Origin of the sequence: Rodentibacter genomosp. 1, from assembly GCF_001999285.1 — a bacterium.
Lineage (GTDB): Bacteria > Pseudomonadota > Gammaproteobacteria > Enterobacterales > Pasteurellaceae > Rodentibacter.
In genome coordinates this window covers 103,152-124,670 of sequence record NZ_MLHN01000004.1, presented here as the reverse complement: position 1 = coordinate 124,670, position 21,519 = coordinate 103,152, and the positions used below count along the sequence as shown (strand labels likewise).

Genomic DNA, 21,519 nt, shown 5'->3' with positions numbered 1-21,519 from the left:
ATGAGTTCCAGCGCAATTATTATGATGATCATTGCTCTTGGCGTGATTTGGGGTGGCTTCTTTTTTGCCCTCCTTCGCCTGCCAAAAGAAAATAACTAAATTTTAACCGCACTTTAAAGTGCGGTTATTTTTTCCTCTTTTTAAGTAAATCACATTTGGTACAATTCAATCATATTGAAAACAACCAATATTTATCTATGGATATTTTAATCATACTTCTTGCTCTTTCCCTCTTTTCAACGTTTACAATCATTCCTCTCATTCGCTTTTTGCAGACAAGAAATAACAGGGAATTTGAAGGTGAAGAACTTATTCCATTTAGCAGTGGGAAAGTATTTAGCCCAGAGCGTTATTATTTTAATTCCAAGGGTATTTTTATCTTCCGCGCGAACCAATTAATTTATCATTATCAATTCGATGATTTAATCGCTTTGGAAAAAATGAGTGTGACAGTCAATAACCGAAAATATTGGTTTATGCGTATTCATACTCCAAACGGGCAACGCCATTATCAATTTATCCCGAAAGATACGATTTTTAATGACAATTTCACCCGTTTTTATCAGTTCTTAAAAACAAACTATCCCAACAAAGTGAAAGGAAAATGGTATAGATGGTTTGCGGGAATTTGAAAACAGAAAGGAAATTGACCGCACTTATAACATTCCAATTAAAAAGGTGGGAAAATAACCCACCTTATTTTTATCATTTAGACAAATCAATCTGATACACCGCAAAGCCCACTTCGTCAGTGCCTACCAGTTTTGTCGGATATTGTGATTTCTCTTTGACAAATTGTGCCGCTTGTTCTGTCGGTGAAGTTTCAAAACGAACGTCTAATTTATCATTGCCTGTGATAGGAACAAAACGCCAGTTTTTGTCCGCACTTGGATTGACTGCACCGTCTTTCTCACTGGTTGCTTTGATGTAATCCGCAAGAATTTGGCGATTTTCATCCGGTGAGGCATAGACAATATGTTGATCGCCCGTGCCGGGGAATTTATTACTGTAAGCCCGATAATTATTGGTAGCGATTAAAAATTCTGCTTTTGGATCAACCGGCTTACCTTGATAAGTGAGGTTCACCACACGGTGCGACTCAGGATTAATAAGTTTACATTCGCCATCATAACGTGCCGGTTTGGTGATGTCGTATTCGTAATTCACGCCATCAATCACATCAAAATTATAGGTACGGAAACCTTCCCAGTTAATCAGTGATTGCGGTTTATCGCTGGTTGGATCGATTTGATTGAACATTCCTGCGCTACATTCAAGCCATTCTTTGAGCTGTTCACCCGTTACTTTCACTACCACAAGAGTATTTGGGTAAAGGTAAAGATCCGCTGCATTGCGGAATGTCAATTCACCTTTATTCACTTCCGTGTAGCCAGTAGGATCGTTTTTACGCCCACCCGCTTTAAACGGCGCCCCCGCACTTAAAATCAGCAAGCCTGCCATTGCCGCCACACTTGGTGCGACTTTTTCTACATAGGCTTTTTGGGCTTGGTTCACAATTTGAATGGTCGGATCATCTTGCACTAAGGCTAAGTAGCTGTACATATTGTCGGTGGCTTTACCAATCGGCTGCGACACAAATTTGCGGGTCGCTTCGTGAATCGGTTGTAAAAGTGCGGTCAATTCCGGATCATTTTCTGCAAGGGCTTTTTTGTTTTCCGCATCAAAAATAGGGCGAAGGACTGCCTGTCCTTCCGTCACAATCCATTTCCCTTGATGCTCGGTTAAGCCTAAATCTACCACACTGATATTATTCGCCCAGTATCCTGCCATACTTTCCGGCACACCTTTTACCGTGCCTTTCTCAATATCCGCATTCGGAGATTTGGCGAACTCTTTGTTCGGGAATAGGCGGTGTGAATGACCAAAAATAACTGCATCAATGTACGGCACATCCGCTAAGTAGAATGCGGAGTTTTCCGCCCCTTCTTTATAAGGTTCGTCCGATGGACCTGTGTGCGCCAAGGCAATCACAATATCCGCCCCTTTTTTCTTCATTTCAGGCACATATTTTTGTGCGGTTTTGACAATATCACGAGCCTCCACCTTGCCATGTAAATTTGCCTTATCCCAAACCATAATTTGTGGCGGTACAAAGCCGATATAACCGATTTTCAATTTATGAGTTTTACCTTGATTATCCACTACTGATTTTTCTTGGATCACATAAGGTGTGAAATAAGGTTCATCACTGCCTGCCTTTACCACATTGGCATTAACTATCGGGAATGTCGCCTGTTTCATTGAATCCGCCAGATAATCTAAGCCGTAGTTAAATTCGTGGTTGCCAACCGTACCTACGTCATAATGCATAGCATTCAAACAGGCGATTGCCGGATTCGGTTTGCCTTCCTTATAACCCTGTGCGGCTTGGTAGTCTGCAATTGGGTTTCCTTGAATTAAATCACCGTTATCCACTAATACCGCATTTTTTACTTCGGCTTTAGCCTGACGAATTAAACTCGCCGCACGGGTAAAGCCGAATTTATCCGTTGGTGCATCTTTGTAGTAATCAAAATCCGTTAAAAAACTGTGAATATCGGTGGTTGCCACAATGCGTAAATCAATATCAGGCTTGCCTTTTGCCAGCGTGAAACGGCTTGCACTTAATGCAAGGATACTGCTTGCACCGATTTGAATAAAATGTCGTCTATTAATCATAAAAATGTCCTTACCTGAGGGATAAAAATTAATGCTATTCTAAGAAAAACACCCTGTTTTTGAAAGAAAGTGCGGTCGATTTTGGGAAAAATTTCCACATTATGTGACAAATGTACAAAACAGAAAATTTAACAAATTGTAGGGACACACTACGTGTGTCCGAATTTTAAAAAATTAAAATAATTTGATTTTTATAACGGACACACGCAGTGTGTCCCTACCAATAACCTTAAGAAAGGCGGTATAAACCGCCTTAGAAAATAGGGGAGTCCCCCAATAGACGTTGTAATAATCCGCTATAAATATTCACGCCTGTAATCAATTGATTTTCATCAAAATCAAATTCGGCTTCATGATGACCTGCCGTGCGATCAGCGCCAAGGATAAAATAAATGGCTTTTCCACCGTGATCTTGCACGCGTCTGCCTAACACCGTAGCATCTTCACTGGCATTAAAAGCATAATCGGCATTAATACTGTGGATTTGAGGTTGCTGTAAGGCAATTTCTTCCACTAACTGCACCAGTTCTGCATCATTGTTCATATCCACTGCTTCGCCTACAATTTCTGTTTCATAATCTACATTGAAACCGATAGCAATCCCTTTGGCAATTTGCATCACTTGCTCAACCATATATTCATTGATCTTTTTATTTTCGCCACGGACTTCAAGTTGTAATTCAGCCTCTGTTGGGATCACATTACGGCCTTCCCCCGCTTTTAATACACCCACATTAATACGTGTCATTCCTTCACCGTGGCGGGCAATACCATGTAATTGTGTAACAGCATGCGCTGCGGCAAGTAACGCATTATGTCCTAAATGAGGTGCTGCGCCGGCATGTGCCGGTTTGCCGTGGTAGCGAATATCAATTTTGCTTGTTGAGAGAAAGTTTCTTGGATTGGAAACTACCGTGCCGGAATTTGCACAAAAACTGATGTGGGAACTCGCAAAATAATCCGCATCATCAATCACCCCACTGGCTGCAATAGCCGCCGCACCTCGCACGCCTTCCTCTGCAGGTTGAAAAACAATTTTTACTTTACCTGTGAGTTTTTCACGATTTTGGCTGATCCACAATGCCGTTCCCAAACCGATGGTAATATGTGCATCGTGACCGCAAGCGTGCATAAAGCCATCATTAACCGAAGCAAAACCCTCTCTATTCGGGATATGATTCGGATCGTTCGTTTCTTTGACATTCACACAGTCAATATCAAAACGTAACGCCACGGTTTTACCCGGTTTACCGGAATCAAACACCGCGACACAGCCGGTATAGCCACTCATTTTGTCGAGCCATTTTTCATTCATACCATAGGCTTTTGCTTTCACCAAACCACGATCCACCACCGCTTGTTTTCGTCCGCGAACAAAATCAGGGTTAATTATTTGCTCGCCCATTAAAATTTCAAAACAACCAAGACTTTCTAAATAATCCGCAATACGTGCCGTTGTCCAAAATTCGCTCCAACCGGTTTCAGGAAAGCGATGAAATTCACGACGCCAATGAGTGAGTTGGGATAAATCTAAGTTCATTTTTTCTCCTTAAAAAACTTAATGAAAAAACACCGCACTTTGTATTTTGTGCGGTGAAATTTGAGGGGTTATAACATAAATAATGCCAAGAATAAGACGGCAAGCACCATTCCCGGCGCAGTCCGTTTCACCATTTCAACCGGACTTACCATAGCAAGACCGGCACAAACAATGGTGACTCCGGCAATCGGTGAAGCGGTACGACCTAATGCACAGGCAATCGCAGCAGCCATACCAAGATTGACATGGGTATAGCCCAACTCTACCGCATGTGGCGTAACGGCACTATTAAAGGCAATGGCAGCGGCATCGCCGGAACCGGTGATTAATCCCATTAAAAACGGCCCGATAGTCGCCCCCCAACGGACAAATTCGTTGGATTCTTTTAAGAAGGCGATCGCCGCATCGACGGCACCGGTTGATTTTAATCCTGCGACAAATACGCTTGCGGCAATAATAATGCCGAGTACGTTGGCGTAAGAATTTCCCATTCCGTTAAAAAATTCTTCCGTGATTTTAACCGGTGAAATACGGGTAACGATAATGCCGTAAATCGCACCGATCAGCATGGCTTGCGGTACGCCCATTTTTGTCCATTCAAGCCCCGGAATTTGTTGTAAAGATGTGCCACCGATTACCAAAATAATTAATGGCAATAATGGCGCAATAGAATACAGAACATTGACCCCTTGTACCTTGTTGGTTTCGCTTTCTTTTTGCTCGGCAAGATAGGCTTGGCGATGTTCTTCGCCATAATCTTTAAAAACAAGGGCTAAAATCGTCAATACAATCGCGCCAATCGCACCCGCAATCATATTGTAGGGGGCGTGGGAAAGGTTCACTTGGGTGATGGTTAAACCGGACATTTCGCTAATCATGGCAGAGTGGGAAGAGCCCGGACTCATCATCGAACCAAAGGTTCCGGCTAGAATAGCCGCACCCGCAGTAGCAGGACGAACACCCGCACTTTTTAACACAGGGATTAATGTTGCCCCCACCGCCGCCGCACAACCGGCAGCAGAAGGAATCGCGATATTAATAAAGAAAGTAATAATGGTGGCAATAGGAATTAAGAAAAATTTTAGTCCGCTTAAGGGTTTCGTCAGCAAATGTACCAAATGCGTATCGCATTGGGTGTATTTCATCACATAGGCAAAGCCCATACTGGAACAGATCGCCATAATCAACCCGCCGGATGTCATACTCTTTGCAAAGGCATCAAGTGCGCCCATTGGGTTTAGCGTAACAACTGACATCAATAAACCAATACCGATTAATACTGTTCTTGTTTCCGCCTTTTTAATCAAAAAATAAATGGTGGCAAAAATACCCACAATTGCCACCAAAGATTTAAACATTTCCATAATAGTGTTCCTTTATAAGTTAATAAGAAAAGCGGTGATTCACAGCAAAGGTTTCACATTGCATACCTTTACTGAAACGTAAAATAGGATTTTCACCCAGCACTGTTGCCTGTTCTCCTCGAATATGCAATGCCGATCCTTCCGGTAACGCATAGACAAGTGCGGTTGGATTGACGAGTAAAAATTCAGCCAACCGATCTTCGCGACTTTCACCGTTGTGACCTTGCATTTTGCCAGAAATAAAGTGAGGATTAATTTGATGAGGAAATAATTGCAATGCAGAAAAAGAAGGGGGATAAGTGATGGGCATATCGTTGGTGGTCATAATCGAACGTCCTGCTACATTCGCCCCTGCGCTCCAACCAAAATACGGCGTTCCGCTCTTTACTTTTTCATGAATGGCTTCAATCAAATGATGTTCATAAAGCTGTTTCAATAAACAAAATGTATTACCGCCACCAATGGCTATTACATCTGCCCGTTCAATAATATCTCGATATGGTTTACCGTGATGAACGGAAACAATTTCCATCTCCACATCTGATAATGCCTCTTGCACGATTTTCTCATATTCATCGAAAGTACGGCGTACTCCCGCATAAGGAACAAATGCGATTTTTTTACCACGATAATCCGATAAAAATTGCTGTAACCAAGGCAGTGCGTGTTCTAAGTACCCCGTTTCCTTGTATTTTGAACTGCTCAGAAGAAGTATATTTTTCACATTCATTTCATCCTATTATAATTAATAAATATCATCATTATACTTATAGCAAGTTAAAATAAACATAAAATTTTATTTATATTAAACATTAGAATAAATAAAACCATGGTTAAATAAATGTTATAAAAAAATTAAAAATAATATTTATTTTGACAATGATCACATTTTTAAATATTTATTATTGATTCTACTTTTAGGAAGGGGCAGAATAACAATCAAGATAGGTCTGTTGAATTGTATAGATATGAGGAGGATTCTATGCAAGCACATACATACATACATACATACATACATACATACATACAAGAATTCTACGCCTTTTAAGTCTTAATCCAATAAAAGGGCGTTCTTTAATGGCGCATATCCGCCGTACAAGACACATTATGATGCCATCGCATCGCTCTTGTTTTTCCTATTCTGTTTTTGCCTCTCAAAATAAACCATCCCATTTCGCTCTCTAGTCGTGTCTTCACTATTCAGAGAGATTTTAGCTTTAAAAAAATATGACTCACCAACAGTCATTATCTCTTAATTAAAGCTGATCTTCCTATTTTAAATTAATAAGAACCAATCACTAATATTATTAAATTAGTGACAGCTATCTTATTGTTTAAAAAAACAAAGAATGCATTATTTTTATAATGTAAGAGACCTTTTTATCTCAAAAATATAAATAAGGAGTTAATTATGCCTAAATTAAAAATAGCATATAGTCCGGCTGTTACCCAATATTTCTTCACCGAAAGAGATATGGTGGAAATCAAACAAACTGATTTTACTGATTTTACTGATGTTGCTGCTATCGTATTAAGTTCCTCTGATGTAGATCAATTTATTGATTCCATCAAAGAAACCGAATTTAATATTCCTGTTTTTGTTGTACAAACAGCCGAGCAACCACTTTCACCCGAATTTTATGACTCTGTTTACCATATCCAAGATCTCAATGGTTATGATATTCAGCTTTATAGTCGTCAAATTGAAACTGCCGCTAAACTTTATGAAGAAAAAATGCTTCCGCCATTCTTCAAAATGCTCAGTGAGTATGTGGAAATGGGGAATATAGCCTTTGACTGTCCGGGACATCAAGGCGGTCAATATTATCGTAAACATCCGGCAGGTCGTTTCCTTTATGATTTCTACGGAGAAAACATTTTCCGTTCGGACATTTGTAATGCCGATGTAAAACTAGGCGATTTGCTTATTCACGAAGGGGCAGCCTGTGATGCACAGAAATATGCGGCACAAGTATTTAATGCCGATAAAACTTACTTCGTATTAAACGGCACATCTTCTGCCAATAAAGTGGCATTAAATGCCATTCTGACACCGGGTGATCTTGTTTTATTTGACCGAAACAACCATAAATCCAACCATCACGGCGCATTGGTTCAAGCGGGAGCAACCCCTATTTATCTTGAAACTGCACGTAATCCGTTCGGGTTTATCGGTGGTATTGATAGTCACTGCTTTGAGGAAAGCTACTTAAGAGGCTTAATTAAAGAAGTCGCGCCAGAAAGTGCGGATAAACAACGTCCGTTCCGTTTAGCCGTTATTCAATTAGGTACTTATGACGGCACGATCTATAACGCACGTCAAGTGGTAGATAAAATTGGTCATCTTTGCGACTATATTTTATTTGACTCCGCTTGGGTCGGTTACGAACAATTCATTCCAATGATGAAAGATTGTTCTCCTCTCTTGTTAGAACTTAATGAAAACGATCCCGGCATTATCGTGACACAATCCGTTCATAAACAACAAGCAGGTTTCTCACAAGCCTCCCAAATTCACAAAAAAGACAAACATATTAAAGGTCAAAATCGTTATGTTAATCACAAACGTTTTAATAACGCCTTTATGTTGCACGCCTCCACCAGCCCGTTCTACCCATTATTCGCAACATTGGATGTGAATGCCAAAATTCAAGGTAGCGCAGCCGGTCGCCGTCTATGGCATGATTGTGTAAAAGTAGGGATCGAAGCACGTAAATTAGTCTTAAATCATTGTGAACTGATTCGTCCATTTATTCCAACGACGATAAAAGGCAAAAAATGGCAGGATTACGATACTGAAGAAATCGCGACAAATCTTGAATTCTTCAAATTCCATCCAACCGACACATGGCATAAATTTGAAGGTTATGAAGATGAACAATACTTCGTTGATCCTTGCAAATTCTTGCTCACCACACCGGGCATTAGCTTAGAAAGCGGTGAATATGAATCTTTCGGTATTCCAGCCACAATCCTAGCAAACTACTTACGTGAAAACGGTATCATTCCTGAAAAATGCGATTTGAACTCCATCCTATTTTTGTTAACGCCTGCTGAAACCTTAACAAAAATGCAAACCTTAGTCGCCCAAATCGCATTGTTTGAAAAACATATCAAACAAGATTCGTTATTACAAGACGTATTACCAACCGTTTACAAAAATAATGAGGAACGATACAGAGGTTATACCATTCGTCAATTATGCCAAGAAATGCATGATCTCTATGTCAGCCGCAATGTAAAACAATTACAAAAAGACTTATTCCGTAAAGCTACCTTGCCTGAATATGCGATGAATCCTCACGATGCCAATATTGAGTTAATTCGCAACAATGTGGAATTAATTTCACTCACCGACATTGTAGGCAGAATTGCAGCAGAAGGGGCGCTTCCTTACCCTCCAGGTGTCTTATGCGTCGTACCGGGAGAAAGATGGAGTACAACCGCTCAACAATATTTCTTAGCGCTAGAAGAAGGCATTAATACCTTGCCGGGCTTCGCACCGGAAATCCAAGGGGTCTATCTACAAAAAGATCCTGACGGACGGACTCGTGCGTATGGTTATGTATTAAATGAACATTAATCGCTAAAAAAGTGCGGTCATTTTTCAATGAGAATATTGACCGCACTTGAGGAATAAATTATGAGTACAAAAAGTAATAAAATTGGCGTGGTGCAACTTACTATTCTCACTATGGTAAACATGATGGGCTCCGGTATTATTATGCTACCAACAAAACTGGCAGAAATTGGCACTATTTCTATCGTATCTTGGTTAGTTACCGCTGTCGGTTCAACCGCTCTTGCTTACGCATTTGCACAATGTGGAATGTTCAGTAAAAAATCCGGCGGTATGGGTGGCTATGCCGAGTATTCTTTCGGTAAAGCGGGTAACTTCATGGCAAATTACACCTACGGTGTCTCTTTAGTTATCGCCAATACAGCAATTGCAATTTCTGCCGTAGGCTATGGTTCCGAACTGTTAGGCACAACCCTTTCACCGCTCTCCATTGCACTGTGGACAATTTTTACATTATGGCTTGCCACTGTCCTTAACTTCGGCGGTGCAAGAATTACAGGAAATATTAGTTCATTCACCATTTGGGGCGTCATCATTCCAGTTGTTGGTCTTTGTATCATCGGTTGGTATTGGTTCGATGGTTCACTCTATATTAACTCTTGGAACCCTCACAATGTGCCAACTTTTGAAGCAATTGGCGTCTCCATTTCTATGACCTTATGGGCATTCTTAGGATTAGAATCCGCTTGTGCCAATGCTGATGCCGTTGAAAATCCGGAGAAAAACGTGCCTATTGCCGTATTGGGAGGAACACTGGGAGCGGCGGTAATTTATATTGTCTCAACCAATGTGATTGCCGGTATCGTACCAAATATGGATTTAGCACAATCTACCGCACCATTCGGATTGGCATTTGCCCACATGTTTAATGAAACCGTCGGTAAAGTCATTATGGGCTTAATGGTGATGTCTTGTTTCGGTTCTTTATTAGGCTGGCAATTCACCATTGCACAAGTATTTAAATCTTCCGCAGAAGAAGGCTATTTCCCGGCATTCTTCAAAAAAGTCACAAGCAAAGACGCACCGATTATCGGTATGGTAACCATTACAGCAATTCAAACCCTATTATCTTTATTAACCATCAGCCCATCATTAAATAAACAATTTAATGTATTGGTTGATTTAGCTGTGGTCACCAATGTCATTCCGTACTTGCTTTCCATGGCTGCATTAGCTGTTCTGCTAAAAGTGGAAAATGTGCCAGCGCGAAAATATAAAACCACCGTATTTGTTGCATTTATCGGTTCGATATACAGCATATATGCCCTTTACGCGGCGGGTGAGCAAGCAATGTTATATGGTTCCATTGCTACCTTTATCGGTTGGACATTGTATGGCTTCGTGTCTTATAAATTTGATCTCTATCGGTCAATAAAAGAATAGTTTACATACCCAAGCCCACGTTATCGTGGGCTTTTTTGTATAGTGCTTAATATCCGCACTTTACACAAAGAGCAGTCTATTCTCCCTTAGAATTCATCATAAATATCACCTGATATAGGCTTTGTCATCACCACAATCATTTTGTACAATCTTTCCCCCTCACTTAATTTGAACAAACGTCAAAATATGAAAAAAAATCACCTTATCCCTCTTTTAATATCCATTTTATTCTCCGATATCGCATATGCCGAGATCACCCTCACTCCTTATGCCCCTACCAACTCAATCCATGATATTCGCCAAATTGAGGCAACAGAGGATGGCGAGCTTGTTGTCATTACACAAAAAGGCGAGCTATGGAAAACGCAACAAACTGATTCTCAGTTATTATTGAATAATGCTTCGTCAGACATTGCACCAAAAGCCGACTATGGGCGCATTGCCCTCAGCGATAACAAAGGGAATTTTTTATTATGGACAAAAGATAGAATTTATTCCTCTCAAATCCCAATGGCGGAAAATGCCGGTATGATCGGTCTGGCCTTTGCCACCATTGGTGTAGTCAAAGAGGGGAATATTCATAAACTTGCACGCATTGAAACTCAAGGGGATCAAGCAGTGATTACCGCTACATCCAACCAAGCAGTTTTACCCGATGCCCACCCTATACAAATAAATCTCACCGCTAAAGATGAAAAACAAGGGCATATCGCCGTATTGGCTTCGCCTGATAGCGAACGCTATCAACATGCCGCATTGGGGGATCAATGGGAAGCCACGGATTTACTCTATCTTGAACGCCATTCATTAACGCCATTAGCCACAATGCTTAATTTAAAAGAAGGGTTTGTCTTTGAAGCCAATCAGCTCGCTTCACTTTATCAAAATGGCAAAAATCTGTTAGTAACCACGATTTCCGGTGGCGGAATGGGAGCAAAAGCAGCCATAATCGGCATAGAAAATGATGCCTTAACCTTACTAGCAGAAAGCCAGCCACTCCCTTCACACCGTTGGCAGTCTCCTTTTCACTTTGGTGAAACCCTTTATGCAGTACAAATGCCCCACTTGGTTGGAAAACTGGTTGAATATCAACAAGAAGGGAAAATCTTGCAAGAAAAAATTATCGGTCAAGGGTTCAGCAACCATCAATACGGCAAGTATGAAACTGATTTAACCGCTAAAACTGAGCAATTTGCTGTGATTCCCCATTATGGCTATAAGCAGGTGAGTATTATGGATAAACAAGGCAAACTGCGCCCCTTAGAAACCCAATTGCCGGCCCCCATTGAAAAAACACGAGCTGATAATCAACGCGTCTATTTACTTCTTAAAAATGGGCAAGTTTGGGTCGTTGAAGATAAATAATCTGTTCATTATAAATATAATAAACCGATATTTTATTTTTTAACTCAATCAAGCTATTAAAAACACATAAAAAAACCGCACTTTCATACTCAAAGTGCGGTCATTTTTTATTTAGAATTCGTAACGAATACCTACGTTAAAGTTACGTCCCGGTCCGCTGTAGCGATCAGCATTTGCCGAAGTTATTGCAAGTGGGATACTGGCTGCCGGGCGACCTTGATCCTGTGTCGCTTTACTCAATAAAGCAAGATAGGAAATATCGTTCCAATTCCAATATTTTTTGTCGAATAAGTTATTGACATTAGCCGTAAAAGTGAGATTTCCGGTCGGTTTCCAATAAATCCCTAAATCAAATAGCGAGTAACCTCCGGTTGGGTTATAGAGATAAGCAGAAGATTGCTCAATATCTTTGTCTGATTTACCACGACTATAAGTCCATTGGATATTTGCACCAAATTTTTCACCTTCGTAACCCAATCCTAGTTTGGTTTTGAGTGGTTGAATGCTGTTAATTGGGGTGGTTACGCCATTATTGGTTGCTTTACCACGTGAATAGGAAATCCCCGCCGTAGTATAGAAATCCTCATAGAAATTCCATTTAGCATCCGCTGTTATCCCGTAAACTTTGGCTTTATCCAAATTATCGTATTGGATAAAGCTGGTATAACCGGCTGTTGGTTTCGCAACCCAATCAATAAAGTTGTGGTAACGGTTGTAATAACCGGTCACTAAATATTGTAAGGCACTACTTTCACCTTTAAATCCAATTTCAAAATTATCCGCTGTTTCTGAGCTTAAATTCGGATTCCCCACCACGGCGACATTTGCAGTTTGAGGGCCCAGTCTTGGAATAAAATAACTCACACTTTCGAAGAAATATGAGGTTAATTGTTGTGTCGATGGTGTTCTCACCCCACGAGAATATTGCATATAAGGGGTAAATTCCGGAATGGCACGATATTCAATACTTAATTTCGGGGCAAATTTTGTTTCAGAACGTTTCTCCGGTCTAAATTCAGCAATGACGCTATCATTAGAAGTGGGCTTCACGCGGTAGTGAATAAAACCCACTTGCGGTGTCACCACCAATTTACCGAAGGCAATTTCATCTTCGATATAGGCACTAAATTTATCCTGTTTGGTATCCGAAGTCGGTTTTCCATCAAAATAAGCCTGTCTGGAATTGCCATAAGCCGGGCGTTCATAATGCAGATAATTCGATCCTTTGGTATGGTGATAACTAAATCCATAACGCAGCACTTGTGGAATATTGCCGTCAATATAAGTCATTAAATTGCTCGTGATCCCATAGCTTTTATGTTTCACTTCTGACTGTTCTTGGCGGTAATTTCTCTCACCTAAGCGATAACGCTCATTTTCAGTTGAGGCATCTTGATAGTAAATTTGGGTTTTCGCATTTTGTAGCCAACCATGTTCATTATTATAATCGTGGCTAATAGAAAAACGGCTACGTTTTATGCGATCTACTGCATTACCTTGTGTTTGTACACCGGTTCTTGCATCAATATTGGTATCCGTAAGGGTTAATAAATTGGTTTTGGTTTTCTTACCTTGGTGTTCAAACGTCAAACCTAAGCGATTTTGTTCATTGAGTTGATAATAATGCTTGGTCAGTACATAGTTATTGTGAATATCCGCAGGATTTGGCTCTGTACGATCAATTCCCGTTCCGCCATTATTCCCTTTATTTTTGGTTTCATCGCCATTTCGATAGGTTGTCATCACCATCCCCTGATAATCACCCACTTTTACCGCTCCACCAATAGAACCATAAACGGAATTATCCACGCTGTTATAACCGGTTCCGACAAAACCACCTATATTTTTACCTTTTAATAAATCAAATGGTTCAAGCGTTGCAAAATTAACTTGACCGGAAAGGCTATTTGCTGAACCGGCATATTGTACATCTGCACTACGCAACCCACTTACATCAATATAATCAGTACGACCAAATTCCACACCATAAGAGATAAAGTGCTTGCTTTCCTGTGCTTCCGGAAGCGGAATCCCATCAACCGTACTGGTTACACGATTAGCCTGTAAACCACGAATATTCACACCTTCCCCACCGGAACGTGTACCTTGTAATTGGCTTACATTCACATCCATTTTATCCTTAAACAAATCCTTAACATCACGAGATTGTTTTAAGAAAATTTGTTGGCGATAAAGATGAGTATTGACTAATGCATCGCTGATCTCTGTATCTGCCACAACGATTTCATCCAGTTTTTCAACAGCCTGCTCTTGTGCAAATACCGTTGGATAGGCACAGCAAAGTGTGACCAATGTTGCAATTTTCGTTTTTTTATTTACTTTTTTCATAAAACAACCTTTTTATTATTGATAACAATTATCATTATACTGAGTTTTAAAAAAATTTCAGGTTTTTTTAATAAAAAAACCGCACTTGAATACTCAAAGTGCGGTCAATTTTTTATCAGTTTTATTGATTATTTTGTCATCCACTTATCATAAATTTTTTGATATTCGCCATTTTCTTTAATGGTTTTCAAACCTTGGTTCAAACGTTCTTGTAAGGCTTTATTGGATTTGTGTAAAGCAATCCCAACACCACGACCAAAATATTTTTCATTTGTCACTTTTTCTCCGACAAATTCAATATTTGGCTCTTTCTTCATTATATCTGCCAACAATGCCGTATCACTCAACACAATATCAATCCGCCCATTTTGCAAATCCAAAATTGCATCTTGCAAATTCACATAAGATTTCGGTGAATATTGAGGGGTTTCGGCAACGGTATATTGCTGGAAAGTCGAACCATTTTGCACGCCAATATTTTTCACCGTCGCCAAATTTCCTTTGCCTTTCAATGCAATATAGCTTGCGGAACTATCATAATAAGGCTCACTGAATAAAACCTGTTTTTCTCGGGCAGGCGTAATATCAATCGCTGATATCGCCGCATCAAAGCGTTTTGCTTTCAAACTAGGAATTAATGCCTCGAACGGCAAGGTTTTAAAATGACAAGTGGCTTGAATTTCTTTACAAATTGCCTGTGCAACATCAATATCAAATCCCACCAGTTCACCTTTTTCTGTTGTCATTTCAAAAGGTGGATAACTGGGCTCTGTGCCGAAGGTTAATTCCTCTGCATGAGTAATAACACTCACTGCACCGATAAAAATACCAAGTAAAAGTTGCTTCTTCATTATTATCCCCCTATGTTTGCTTGATTTAATCTGAATATATATTAATTAATATTGCATATTTATTCAACAAATATTCATAACAACTTATTTTAAGTTGGTGTGATTATGGCATAAAAATTCTGTGATCGCTGTCTCAAATTTAAAATTTGCTCATTGTTTTTTTTACTCACATCTTCTATTATCCAATCATCGAAACGTTTCGATAAACCTAAAAAGGATTTTCCAATGAAAAAAACAATGTTATTAAATGCACCACTTTCTCATAGCATTGCGACTTTAGGTCATACCGACAGCATAACTATTTGTGATGCCGGACTCCCGATTCCGTTAAATGTGGAACGTATAGATTTAGCCCTTACCGCCGGTGTGCCAAGTTTTTTACAAACCTTTGATGTTGTCATAAATGAAATGTTTGTGGAACGTGCTTTGATCGCCGAGGAAATCAAACAAAAAAATCCTGAAATATTGACCGCACTTTTAGCGAAACTCCAACAACTTGAAACCGCTCAAGGCAATCAAATTCAGGTGGAATTTGTGCCACACGAAACCTTTAAGCAATATTCTCAACATAGCAAAGCGATTGTACGCAGCGGCGAATGTTCGCCTTATGCCAATGTGATTTTATATTCCGGCGTGCCGTTTTAACGAAGGTAAAATGATGGAAACCCTACTCAAAATCAGCGGTGTAAATAAATCCTTTCCCGGTGTGAAAGCCTTGAATAACGCTTGTCTGTCAGTGTATGCCGGCCGCGTAATGGCATTGATGGGCGAAAACGGTGCGGGAAAATCCACCTTAATGAAAGTGCTAACCGGTATTTATTCCAAAGATACTGGGACGATTGAATATCTTGGTAACGAAGTATCGTTCAACGGGCCAAAAGCGTCTCAAGAAGCCGGTATTAGCATTATTCATCAAGAACTTAATTTAGTAGGCAATCTCAGTATTGCAGAAAATATTTTCCTTGGACGTGAATTTAAAACAGGCTGGGGGGCGATTAATTGGCAAAAAATGCACGCCGAAGCAGACAAACTGTTAGCACGTTTGGGTGTAACCCATAGTAGCAAAAAATTATGTTCCGAACTTTCTATCGGCGAACAGCAAATGGTGGAAATCGCCAAAGCGTTAAGTTTTGAATCTAAGGTTATCATTATGGATGAACCGACGGATGCCTTAACCGATACGGAAACGGAGGCTTTATTCAAGGTCATTGATGAGCTTAAAGCGGAAAAACACGGCATTGTTTATATTTCCCACCGTTTAAAAGAAATTTTCCAAATTTGCGACGACGTTACTGTTTTACGTGATGGGCAATTCATCGGTGAACAGGCAGTAGCAGATCTGACTGAAGATGAGTTGATTGAAATGATGGTGGGTCGCCGCCTTGACGAACAATATCCGCACCTGCCACAAGAAAAAGGCGACTGTGTATTGAATGTCGAACATATCAGTGGCAGTGGTATTGATGACATTTCTTTTAAACTTTATGCCGGCGAAATTGTGGGCGTATCCGGATTAATGGGGGCGGGCAGAACAGAACTTGGCAAATTACTTTACGGTGCTTTAACAAAAACTGCCGGAAAAGTGCGGTTAAAAAATCAAGAGATTGAAAATCGCACGCCACAAGACGGCTTGAACAACGGCATTGTCTATATTTCTGAAGATCGCAAAGGTGACGGACTGATTTTAGGGATGTCTGTAAAAGAAAATATGTCGCTTACAGCACTTGAGCATTTTTCTCAAAAAGGTTCAATTCACCACCGAGCGGAAAGCATGGCAGTGGACGATTTTATTGAGATGTTTAACATTAAAACCCCAAGTCGTGAACAACAAGTAGGGCTGCTTTCTGGCGGCAATCAGCAAAAAGTGGCGATTGCACGCGGTTTAATGACCCGCCCAAACGTATTGATTTTAGACGAACCGACACGCGGTGTAGATGTGGGCGCACGAAAAGAAATTTATCAGCTGATCAACGAATTTAAAAAAGACGGCTTGAGCATTTTGATGATTTCATCCGATATGCCGGAAGTGCTTGGTATGAGCGACCGCATTTTGGTTATGCGAGAAGGCAAAATCAGTGCAGAATTTTCTCGTTCTGAGGCAACACAAGAAAAATTACTCGCCGCCGCCATTGGCAAATAGACTTAAAGTCGGTTTCAAAAGTGCGGTCGATTTTACGGATAAATTTTTAAGGTAAACATGATGACAACCCAAACTTCCCGTTTCCAATTTGGAAAATTTTTGACTGAACAACGTTCTTTTATTGCACTGATTATTCTCATTGCCATTGTGTCGATGATTAATCCGAATTTTTTCAGTGTAGATAATATTCTGAATATTTTGCGTCAAACCTCTGTGAATGCCATCATCGCCGTGGGAATGACGTTCGTGATTTTAATTGCCGGGATTGATCTTTCTGTGGGATCGGTTTTGGCACTCACCGGCGCCATTGCCGCTTCAATGGTCAGCCTTGAACTACCGATTTTACTGGTCATTCCAGCAACCTTGTTACTCGGCACAATGCTTGGCGGCATCAGTGGGATGATTGTCGCCAAAGGGAAAGTGCAAGCTTTTATTGCCACTCTTGTTACGATGACGTTATTACGCGGCGTAACCATGGTTTATACGGAGGGTCGCCCGATCACAACGGGATTCTCTGACTGCGCCGATGTATTTGCTACCCTTGGTACGGGTTATCTGTTGGGAATTCCGGTGCCGATTTGGATTATGGCGGTGGTGTTCGCGGTGGCTTGGTATATTTTGAAACACACCCCGATCGGACGCTATATTTATGCCCTTGGCGGTAACGAATCCGCCACCCAACTTTCCGGTATTAATGTTAATAAAATCAAAGTGTTTGTTTTCGCTGTGAGCGGTTTTTTATCCGCCCTTGCCGGTTTAATTGTTACTTCCCGTTTATCTTCCGCACAACCTACCGCCGGCGTATCCTATGAACTTGATGCGATTGCGGCGGTCGTTGTAGGCGGAACCAGCTTAATGGGCGGCAAAGGTCGTGTAATGGGAACGCTCATTGGTGCATTAATTATCGGATTTTTAAATAATGCCCTGAATTTATTAGATATTTCATCTTACTATCAAATGATAGCAAAAGCGTTGGTTATTCTGGTTGCCGTTTTAGCCGATAACTATCTTGGTACAAAAAACTGTAACTTACTTTAAGGAGAAATTATGAAAAAATTAACCACACTTAGTTCCGCCGTATTATTAGGTTTAGCCGTTTCCGGCACAGCTTACGCACAGGACACCATTGCCTTAGCGGTCTCTACCTTGGATAATCCGTTCTTCGTCACATTAAAAGACGGCGCACAACAAAAAGCCGATGAATTAGGTTACAAACTTGTGGTGCTTGATTCACAAAATGACCCGGCAAAAGAATTGGCTAATGTGGAAGATTTAACTGTCCGTGGTGCAAAAGTGCTGTTAATCAACCCGACCGATTCTGAAGCAGTGGGGAATGCAGTTGCGATTGCAAACCGTAATAACATTCCGGTTATCACTTTAGATCGTGGTGCTACAAAAGGAAATGTCATGAGCCATATCGCTTCAGATAATGTCGCCGGCGGTAAAATGGCAGGGGATTTTATTGCCCAAAAACTAGGTAATGGTGCAAAAGTGATTCAACTTGAAGGCATTGCCGGTACATCTGCAGCACGTGAACGTGGGGAAGGTTTCAAACAAGCCATTGAAACCCATAAATTCAATGTTCTTGCCAGCCAACCTGCTGATTTTGATCGAACCAAAGGGTTAAACGTAACAGAAAATCTCCTCGCCAGCAAAGCAGAGGTACAAGCGATTTTCGCCCAAAATGATGAAATGGCATTAGGTGCATTGCGAGCAGTAAATGCCTCCAATAAAAAAGTGCTTATTGTGGGTTTTGATGGCACAGATGATGGCATAAAAGCAGTAAAAAGCGGTAAACTCGCCGCCACTATTGCACAACAACCGGATTTGATTGGATCATTGGGTATAATCACCGCCGATAAAATCTTAAAAGGCGAAAAAGTGGACGCTAAAATTCCAGTAGATTTAAAAGTAATTAGTGAATAATTACGTCATCACATACAATAACTGCCACAAACCTTTGTGGCAGTAAATTTACAACAATCAATAAGGGTTTCAACATGAATAAAAAACTTACCGTTCTTGGCAGTATAAATGCCGATCATGTCATATCCGTGCCTTATTTCGCCAAACCGGGGGAAACCCTCACCGGAAAAAATTATCACATCGCCTATGGTGGAAAAGGGGCAAATCAGGCGGTTGCCGCAGCACGATTAGGAGCAAATGTCGCCTTTATTGGTTGCATTGGGGATGATGGTATAGGTACATCAATGAAAAATGCTTTTACGCAGGACGGCATTGATACTGCCCATATCAACACGGTTTCGCAAGAAATGACCGGAATGGCGTTTATTCAAGTGGCTCAAACCGGCGAAAACAGCATTGTGTTAGCCCCTGGTGCAAATGCGTTTTTAGACGAACAAATCGTATGTAACGCTGAAGAACGGATTGCCCAATCAGATTGTTTACTGATGCAATTGGAAACCCCGATTTCCGGTGTAGAACTTGCCGCACAAATCGCGAAAAAACATAACGTACAAGTGGTGTTAAACCCTGCACCTGCCCAACCGTTATCCGATCACTTATTGGGCTTAATCGACATTATCACGCCAAATGAAACTGAGGCGGAAATCTTGACTGGCGTACGCGTAACGGATGAACAAAGTGCGGTCAAATCTGCGGAAGTTTTTCATCAAAAAGGGATAAGCTGTGTGATGATTACTCTAGGCGAAAAAGGCGTATTTATCAGCAGAGAGGGAGAACATCGCATTATCAAAGGTTTTTCCGTGCAAGCGGTGGATACCACTGCGGCGGGCGATACCTTCAACGGTGGTTTCATTACCGCTTTATTGGAAGGGCAATCCCTTGATGAAGCGATTCGTTTCGGACAAGCCGCGGCGGCGATTAGCGTAACACGCAAAGGCGCACAACCCTCTATTCCAAGCCGTCAAGAAACCTTAGAATTTCTCACGAAAAACTAAAAGTGCGGTTAAAAATACGGGTGTTTTTATGGCAACGATGAAAGATATTGCCCGATTGGCAAAGGTTTCGACTTCGACGGTTTCTCATGTTATTAACGGTTCTCGATTTGTCAGTGATGAAATTCGGGAAAAAGTGATGAGCGTGGTAGCGGAACTGAATTACACCCCATCTGCCGTAGCGCGTAGCCTGAAAGTACGCGAAACCAAAACCATCGGGTTACTTGTTACTGCAACCAATAATCCTTTCTTTGCCGAAGTCATGGCAGGCGTAGAGCAATATTGCCAACAACATCAATACAATCTCATTATTGCCACCACCGGTGGTGATGCCGGACGATTACAGCAAAATTTACGGACACTACTTCATAAACAGGTGGACGGCTTATTATTGATGTGTGGCGACAGCCGTTTTAATGCAGATACGGAACTAACGATTTCTGTACCTTTAGTGATTATGGATTGGTGGTTCAAAGAGCTTAATGCCGATAAAATCCTTGAAAACTCAATACTTGGTGGCTATTTGGCAACAAAAACATTAATTGAAGCCGGACATAAAGACATTGGCATTATTACAGGCAATCTTAAAAAATCAGTGGCGAAAAACCGCTTAGAAGGGTACAAAAAAGCCTTGTCGGAAGCTCAAATCCCATTGAATAATGATTGGATCATTGAAAGCCATTTTGATTTTGAAGGGGGAAGTATTGGAATGCAAAAATTACTCGCTACCACCAAACGCCCAACTGCAGTGTTTTGTTGTAGCGATACCATTGCTATGGGAGCATACTACATCATTCAGCAACAAGGTTTAAACATTCCACAGGACATTTCCGTCATTGGTTATGATGATATTGAACTTTCTCAATATCTTTTCCCTCCTCTTTCCACTATCAGTCAACCCAAAGCCGAATTAGGCAAACTCGCCGTAGAATTATTACTGCAACGGATAAAAAACCCGAATGAGCCTTACCAAACACTAACCTTAAGCCCCACTCTAAAATTACGAAAATCTATAAAAAAGATAAATGATCAAAGCAAAATTATTTAAAATTTTTCATTACAAATATTATGTGACAAGCTTCACAAATTAAGAAAATAACAGATGACAGATTTTATTTTTGTATTATTCTGATCTAACTTCGCAGTCAGAAGTAAGTCGTTAGTAGTATTAAGTTTCTATTTTCTTACAAAGGATTTTAATATGCTTAACTTGCTTTCACCGAACCAAACTTGGGTACTGATCGATCCAAGATTATCTTTTTACTTTCCATAGTCCACCCTCCTTTCTTTCTATTTACTTCCGTTCTATTTTCATTTTAGAAAATAACTTTTACTTACATTAATCAAATT

The 21,519-nt window shown here is 40.6% G+C and carries 19 protein-coding genes; 13 read left to right on the top strand and 6 right to left on the bottom strand.

Features of this window, described 5'->3' with window-relative positions:
• Both BKK54_RS03025 and BKK54_RS03020 read left to right on the top strand, forming a co-directional pair.
• Positions 1 to 99 carry a methionine/alanine import family NSS transporter small subunit gene (locus tag BKK54_RS03025; protein ID WP_077541387.1) on the top strand — a complete coding sequence of 33 codons (99 nt, stop codon included), beginning with the start codon at positions 1 to 3 and terminating at the stop codon, positions 97 to 99.
• Positions 100 to 197: 98 nt separating this feature from the next.
• Complete coding sequence (locus BKK54_RS03020; RefSeq protein ID WP_143541407.1) at positions 198 to 632, top strand: hypothetical protein; 435 nt, start codon at positions 198 to 200, stop codon at positions 630 to 632.
• Positions 633 to 705: 73 nt separating this feature from the next.
• Here the strand turns inward: BKK54_RS03020 and cpdB are convergent, their stop codons facing one another.
• The 4 genes from cpdB to pepE all read right to left on the bottom strand — a co-directional run bounded on the left by cpdB (position 706) and on the right by pepE (position 6,307).
• Positions 706 to 2,679: a 2',3'-cyclic-nucleotide 2'-phosphodiesterase gene (cpdB, locus tag BKK54_RS03015; RefSeq protein WP_077541383.1), complete on the bottom strand. Its 1,974-nt coding sequence runs from the start codon at positions 2,677 to 2,679 to the stop codon at positions 706 to 708.
• A 253-nt stretch (positions 2,680 to 2,932) separates the two neighbouring features.
• Positions 2,933 to 4,219, bottom strand: coding sequence for a M20 family metallo-hydrolase (locus BKK54_RS03010; protein WP_077541381.1), 1,287 nt, complete (start codon positions 4,217 to 4,219; stop codon positions 2,933 to 2,935).
• Between the two features lie 68 nt (positions 4,220 to 4,287).
• Positions 4,288 to 5,583 (bottom strand): C4-dicarboxylate transporter DcuC, encoded by a 1,296-nt coding sequence (dcuC, locus tag BKK54_RS03005; protein ID WP_077541379.1) that lies wholly within the window; start codon positions 5,581 to 5,583, stop codon positions 4,288 to 4,290.
• Positions 5,584 to 5,602: 19 nt separating this feature from the next.
• The gene (gene pepE, locus BKK54_RS03000; protein WP_077541444.1) at positions 5,603 to 6,307 is read right to left on the bottom strand and encodes a dipeptidase PepE; all 705 of its coding nucleotides are present in this window, start codon (positions 6,305 to 6,307) and stop codon (positions 5,603 to 5,605) included.
• 308 nt (positions 6,308 to 6,615) lie between these two features.
• Here pepE and speFL point away from each other — a divergent pair, with 308 nt between their 5' ends.
• The 4 genes from speFL (at position 6,616) to BKK54_RS02980 (ending at position 11,911) form a co-directional block, all read left to right on the top strand.
• Positions 6,616 to 6,768 (top strand): leader peptide SpeFL, encoded by a 153-nt coding sequence (speFL, locus tag BKK54_RS12140; RefSeq protein ID WP_432213694.1) that lies wholly within the window; start codon positions 6,616 to 6,618, stop codon positions 6,766 to 6,768.
• Between the two features lie 226 nt (positions 6,769 to 6,994).
• Positions 6,995 to 9,166, top strand: coding sequence for an ornithine decarboxylase SpeF (gene speF, locus BKK54_RS02990; protein WP_077541375.1), 2,172 nt, complete (start codon positions 6,995 to 6,997; stop codon positions 9,164 to 9,166).
• A gap of 60 nt (positions 9,167 to 9,226) precedes the next feature.
• Positions 9,227 to 10,546 carry a putrescine-ornithine antiporter gene (gene potE, locus BKK54_RS02985; protein ID WP_077541373.1) on the top strand — a complete coding sequence of 440 codons (1,320 nt, stop codon included), beginning with the start codon at positions 9,227 to 9,229 and terminating at the stop codon, positions 10,544 to 10,546.
• Positions 10,547 to 10,732: 186 nt separating this feature from the next.
• The gene (locus tag BKK54_RS02980; protein ID WP_077541371.1) at positions 10,733 to 11,911 is read left to right on the top strand and encodes a hypothetical protein; all 1,179 of its coding nucleotides are present in this window, start codon (positions 10,733 to 10,735) and stop codon (positions 11,909 to 11,911) included.
• 111 nt (positions 11,912 to 12,022) lie between these two features.
• On the opposite strand, the gene BKK54_RS02975 is transcribed toward BKK54_RS02980, so the two are convergent.
• Both BKK54_RS02975 and BKK54_RS02970 read right to left on the bottom strand, forming a co-directional pair.
• Positions 12,023 to 14,260: a TonB-dependent hemoglobin/transferrin/lactoferrin family receptor gene (locus BKK54_RS02975; protein ID WP_077541369.1), complete on the bottom strand. Its 2,238-nt coding sequence runs from the start codon at positions 14,258 to 14,260 to the stop codon at positions 12,023 to 12,025.
• Between the two features lie 128 nt (positions 14,261 to 14,388).
• Complete coding sequence (locus tag BKK54_RS02970) at positions 14,389 to 15,111, bottom strand: lysine/arginine/ornithine ABC transporter substrate-binding protein (protein ID WP_077541367.1); 723 nt, start codon at positions 15,109 to 15,111, stop codon at positions 14,389 to 14,391.
• Positions 15,112 to 15,336: 225 nt separating this feature from the next.
• Here BKK54_RS02970 and rbsD point away from each other — a divergent pair, with 225 nt between their 5' ends.
• From rbsD to tnaC, 7 genes are all read left to right on the top strand, one after another.
• Positions 15,337 to 15,756 carry a D-ribose pyranase gene (rbsD, locus tag BKK54_RS02965; RefSeq protein ID WP_077541365.1) on the top strand — a complete coding sequence of 140 codons (420 nt, stop codon included), beginning with the start codon at positions 15,337 to 15,339 and terminating at the stop codon, positions 15,754 to 15,756.
• Between the two features lie 13 nt (positions 15,757 to 15,769).
• A complete protein-coding gene (gene rbsA, locus BKK54_RS02960) occupies positions 15,770 to 17,251 on the top strand; it encodes a ribose ABC transporter ATP-binding protein RbsA (protein ID WP_077541363.1) in 1,482 nt (493 codons plus the stop codon).
• A 60-nt stretch (positions 17,252 to 17,311) separates the two neighbouring features.
• Positions 17,312 to 18,289 carry a ribose ABC transporter permease gene (gene rbsC, locus BKK54_RS02955; RefSeq protein WP_077541361.1) on the top strand — a complete coding sequence of 326 codons (978 nt, stop codon included), beginning with the start codon at positions 17,312 to 17,314 and terminating at the stop codon, positions 18,287 to 18,289.
• A 9-nt stretch (positions 18,290 to 18,298) separates the two neighbouring features.
• Complete coding sequence (gene rbsB, locus BKK54_RS02950; protein ID WP_077541359.1) at positions 18,299 to 19,177, top strand: ribose ABC transporter substrate-binding protein RbsB; 879 nt, start codon at positions 18,299 to 18,301, stop codon at positions 19,175 to 19,177.
• A 74-nt stretch (positions 19,178 to 19,251) separates the two neighbouring features.
• Positions 19,252 to 20,172 carry a ribokinase gene (gene rbsK, locus BKK54_RS02945; protein ID WP_077541357.1) on the top strand — a complete coding sequence of 307 codons (921 nt, stop codon included), beginning with the start codon at positions 19,252 to 19,254 and terminating at the stop codon, positions 20,170 to 20,172.
• A gap of 28 nt (positions 20,173 to 20,200) precedes the next feature.
• Entirely contained in the window at positions 20,201 to 21,217 is a 1,017-nt protein-coding gene (locus BKK54_RS02940) for a substrate-binding domain-containing protein (RefSeq protein WP_077541355.1), read from the top strand.
• Positions 21,218 to 21,370: 153 nt separating this feature from the next.
• Positions 21,371 to 21,442: a tryptophanase leader peptide gene (tnaC, locus tag BKK54_RS12255; protein ID WP_077434851.1), complete on the top strand. Its 72-nt coding sequence runs from the start codon at positions 21,371 to 21,373 to the stop codon at positions 21,440 to 21,442.
• The last annotated feature ends 77 nt before the right edge of the window (positions 21,443 to 21,519 follow it).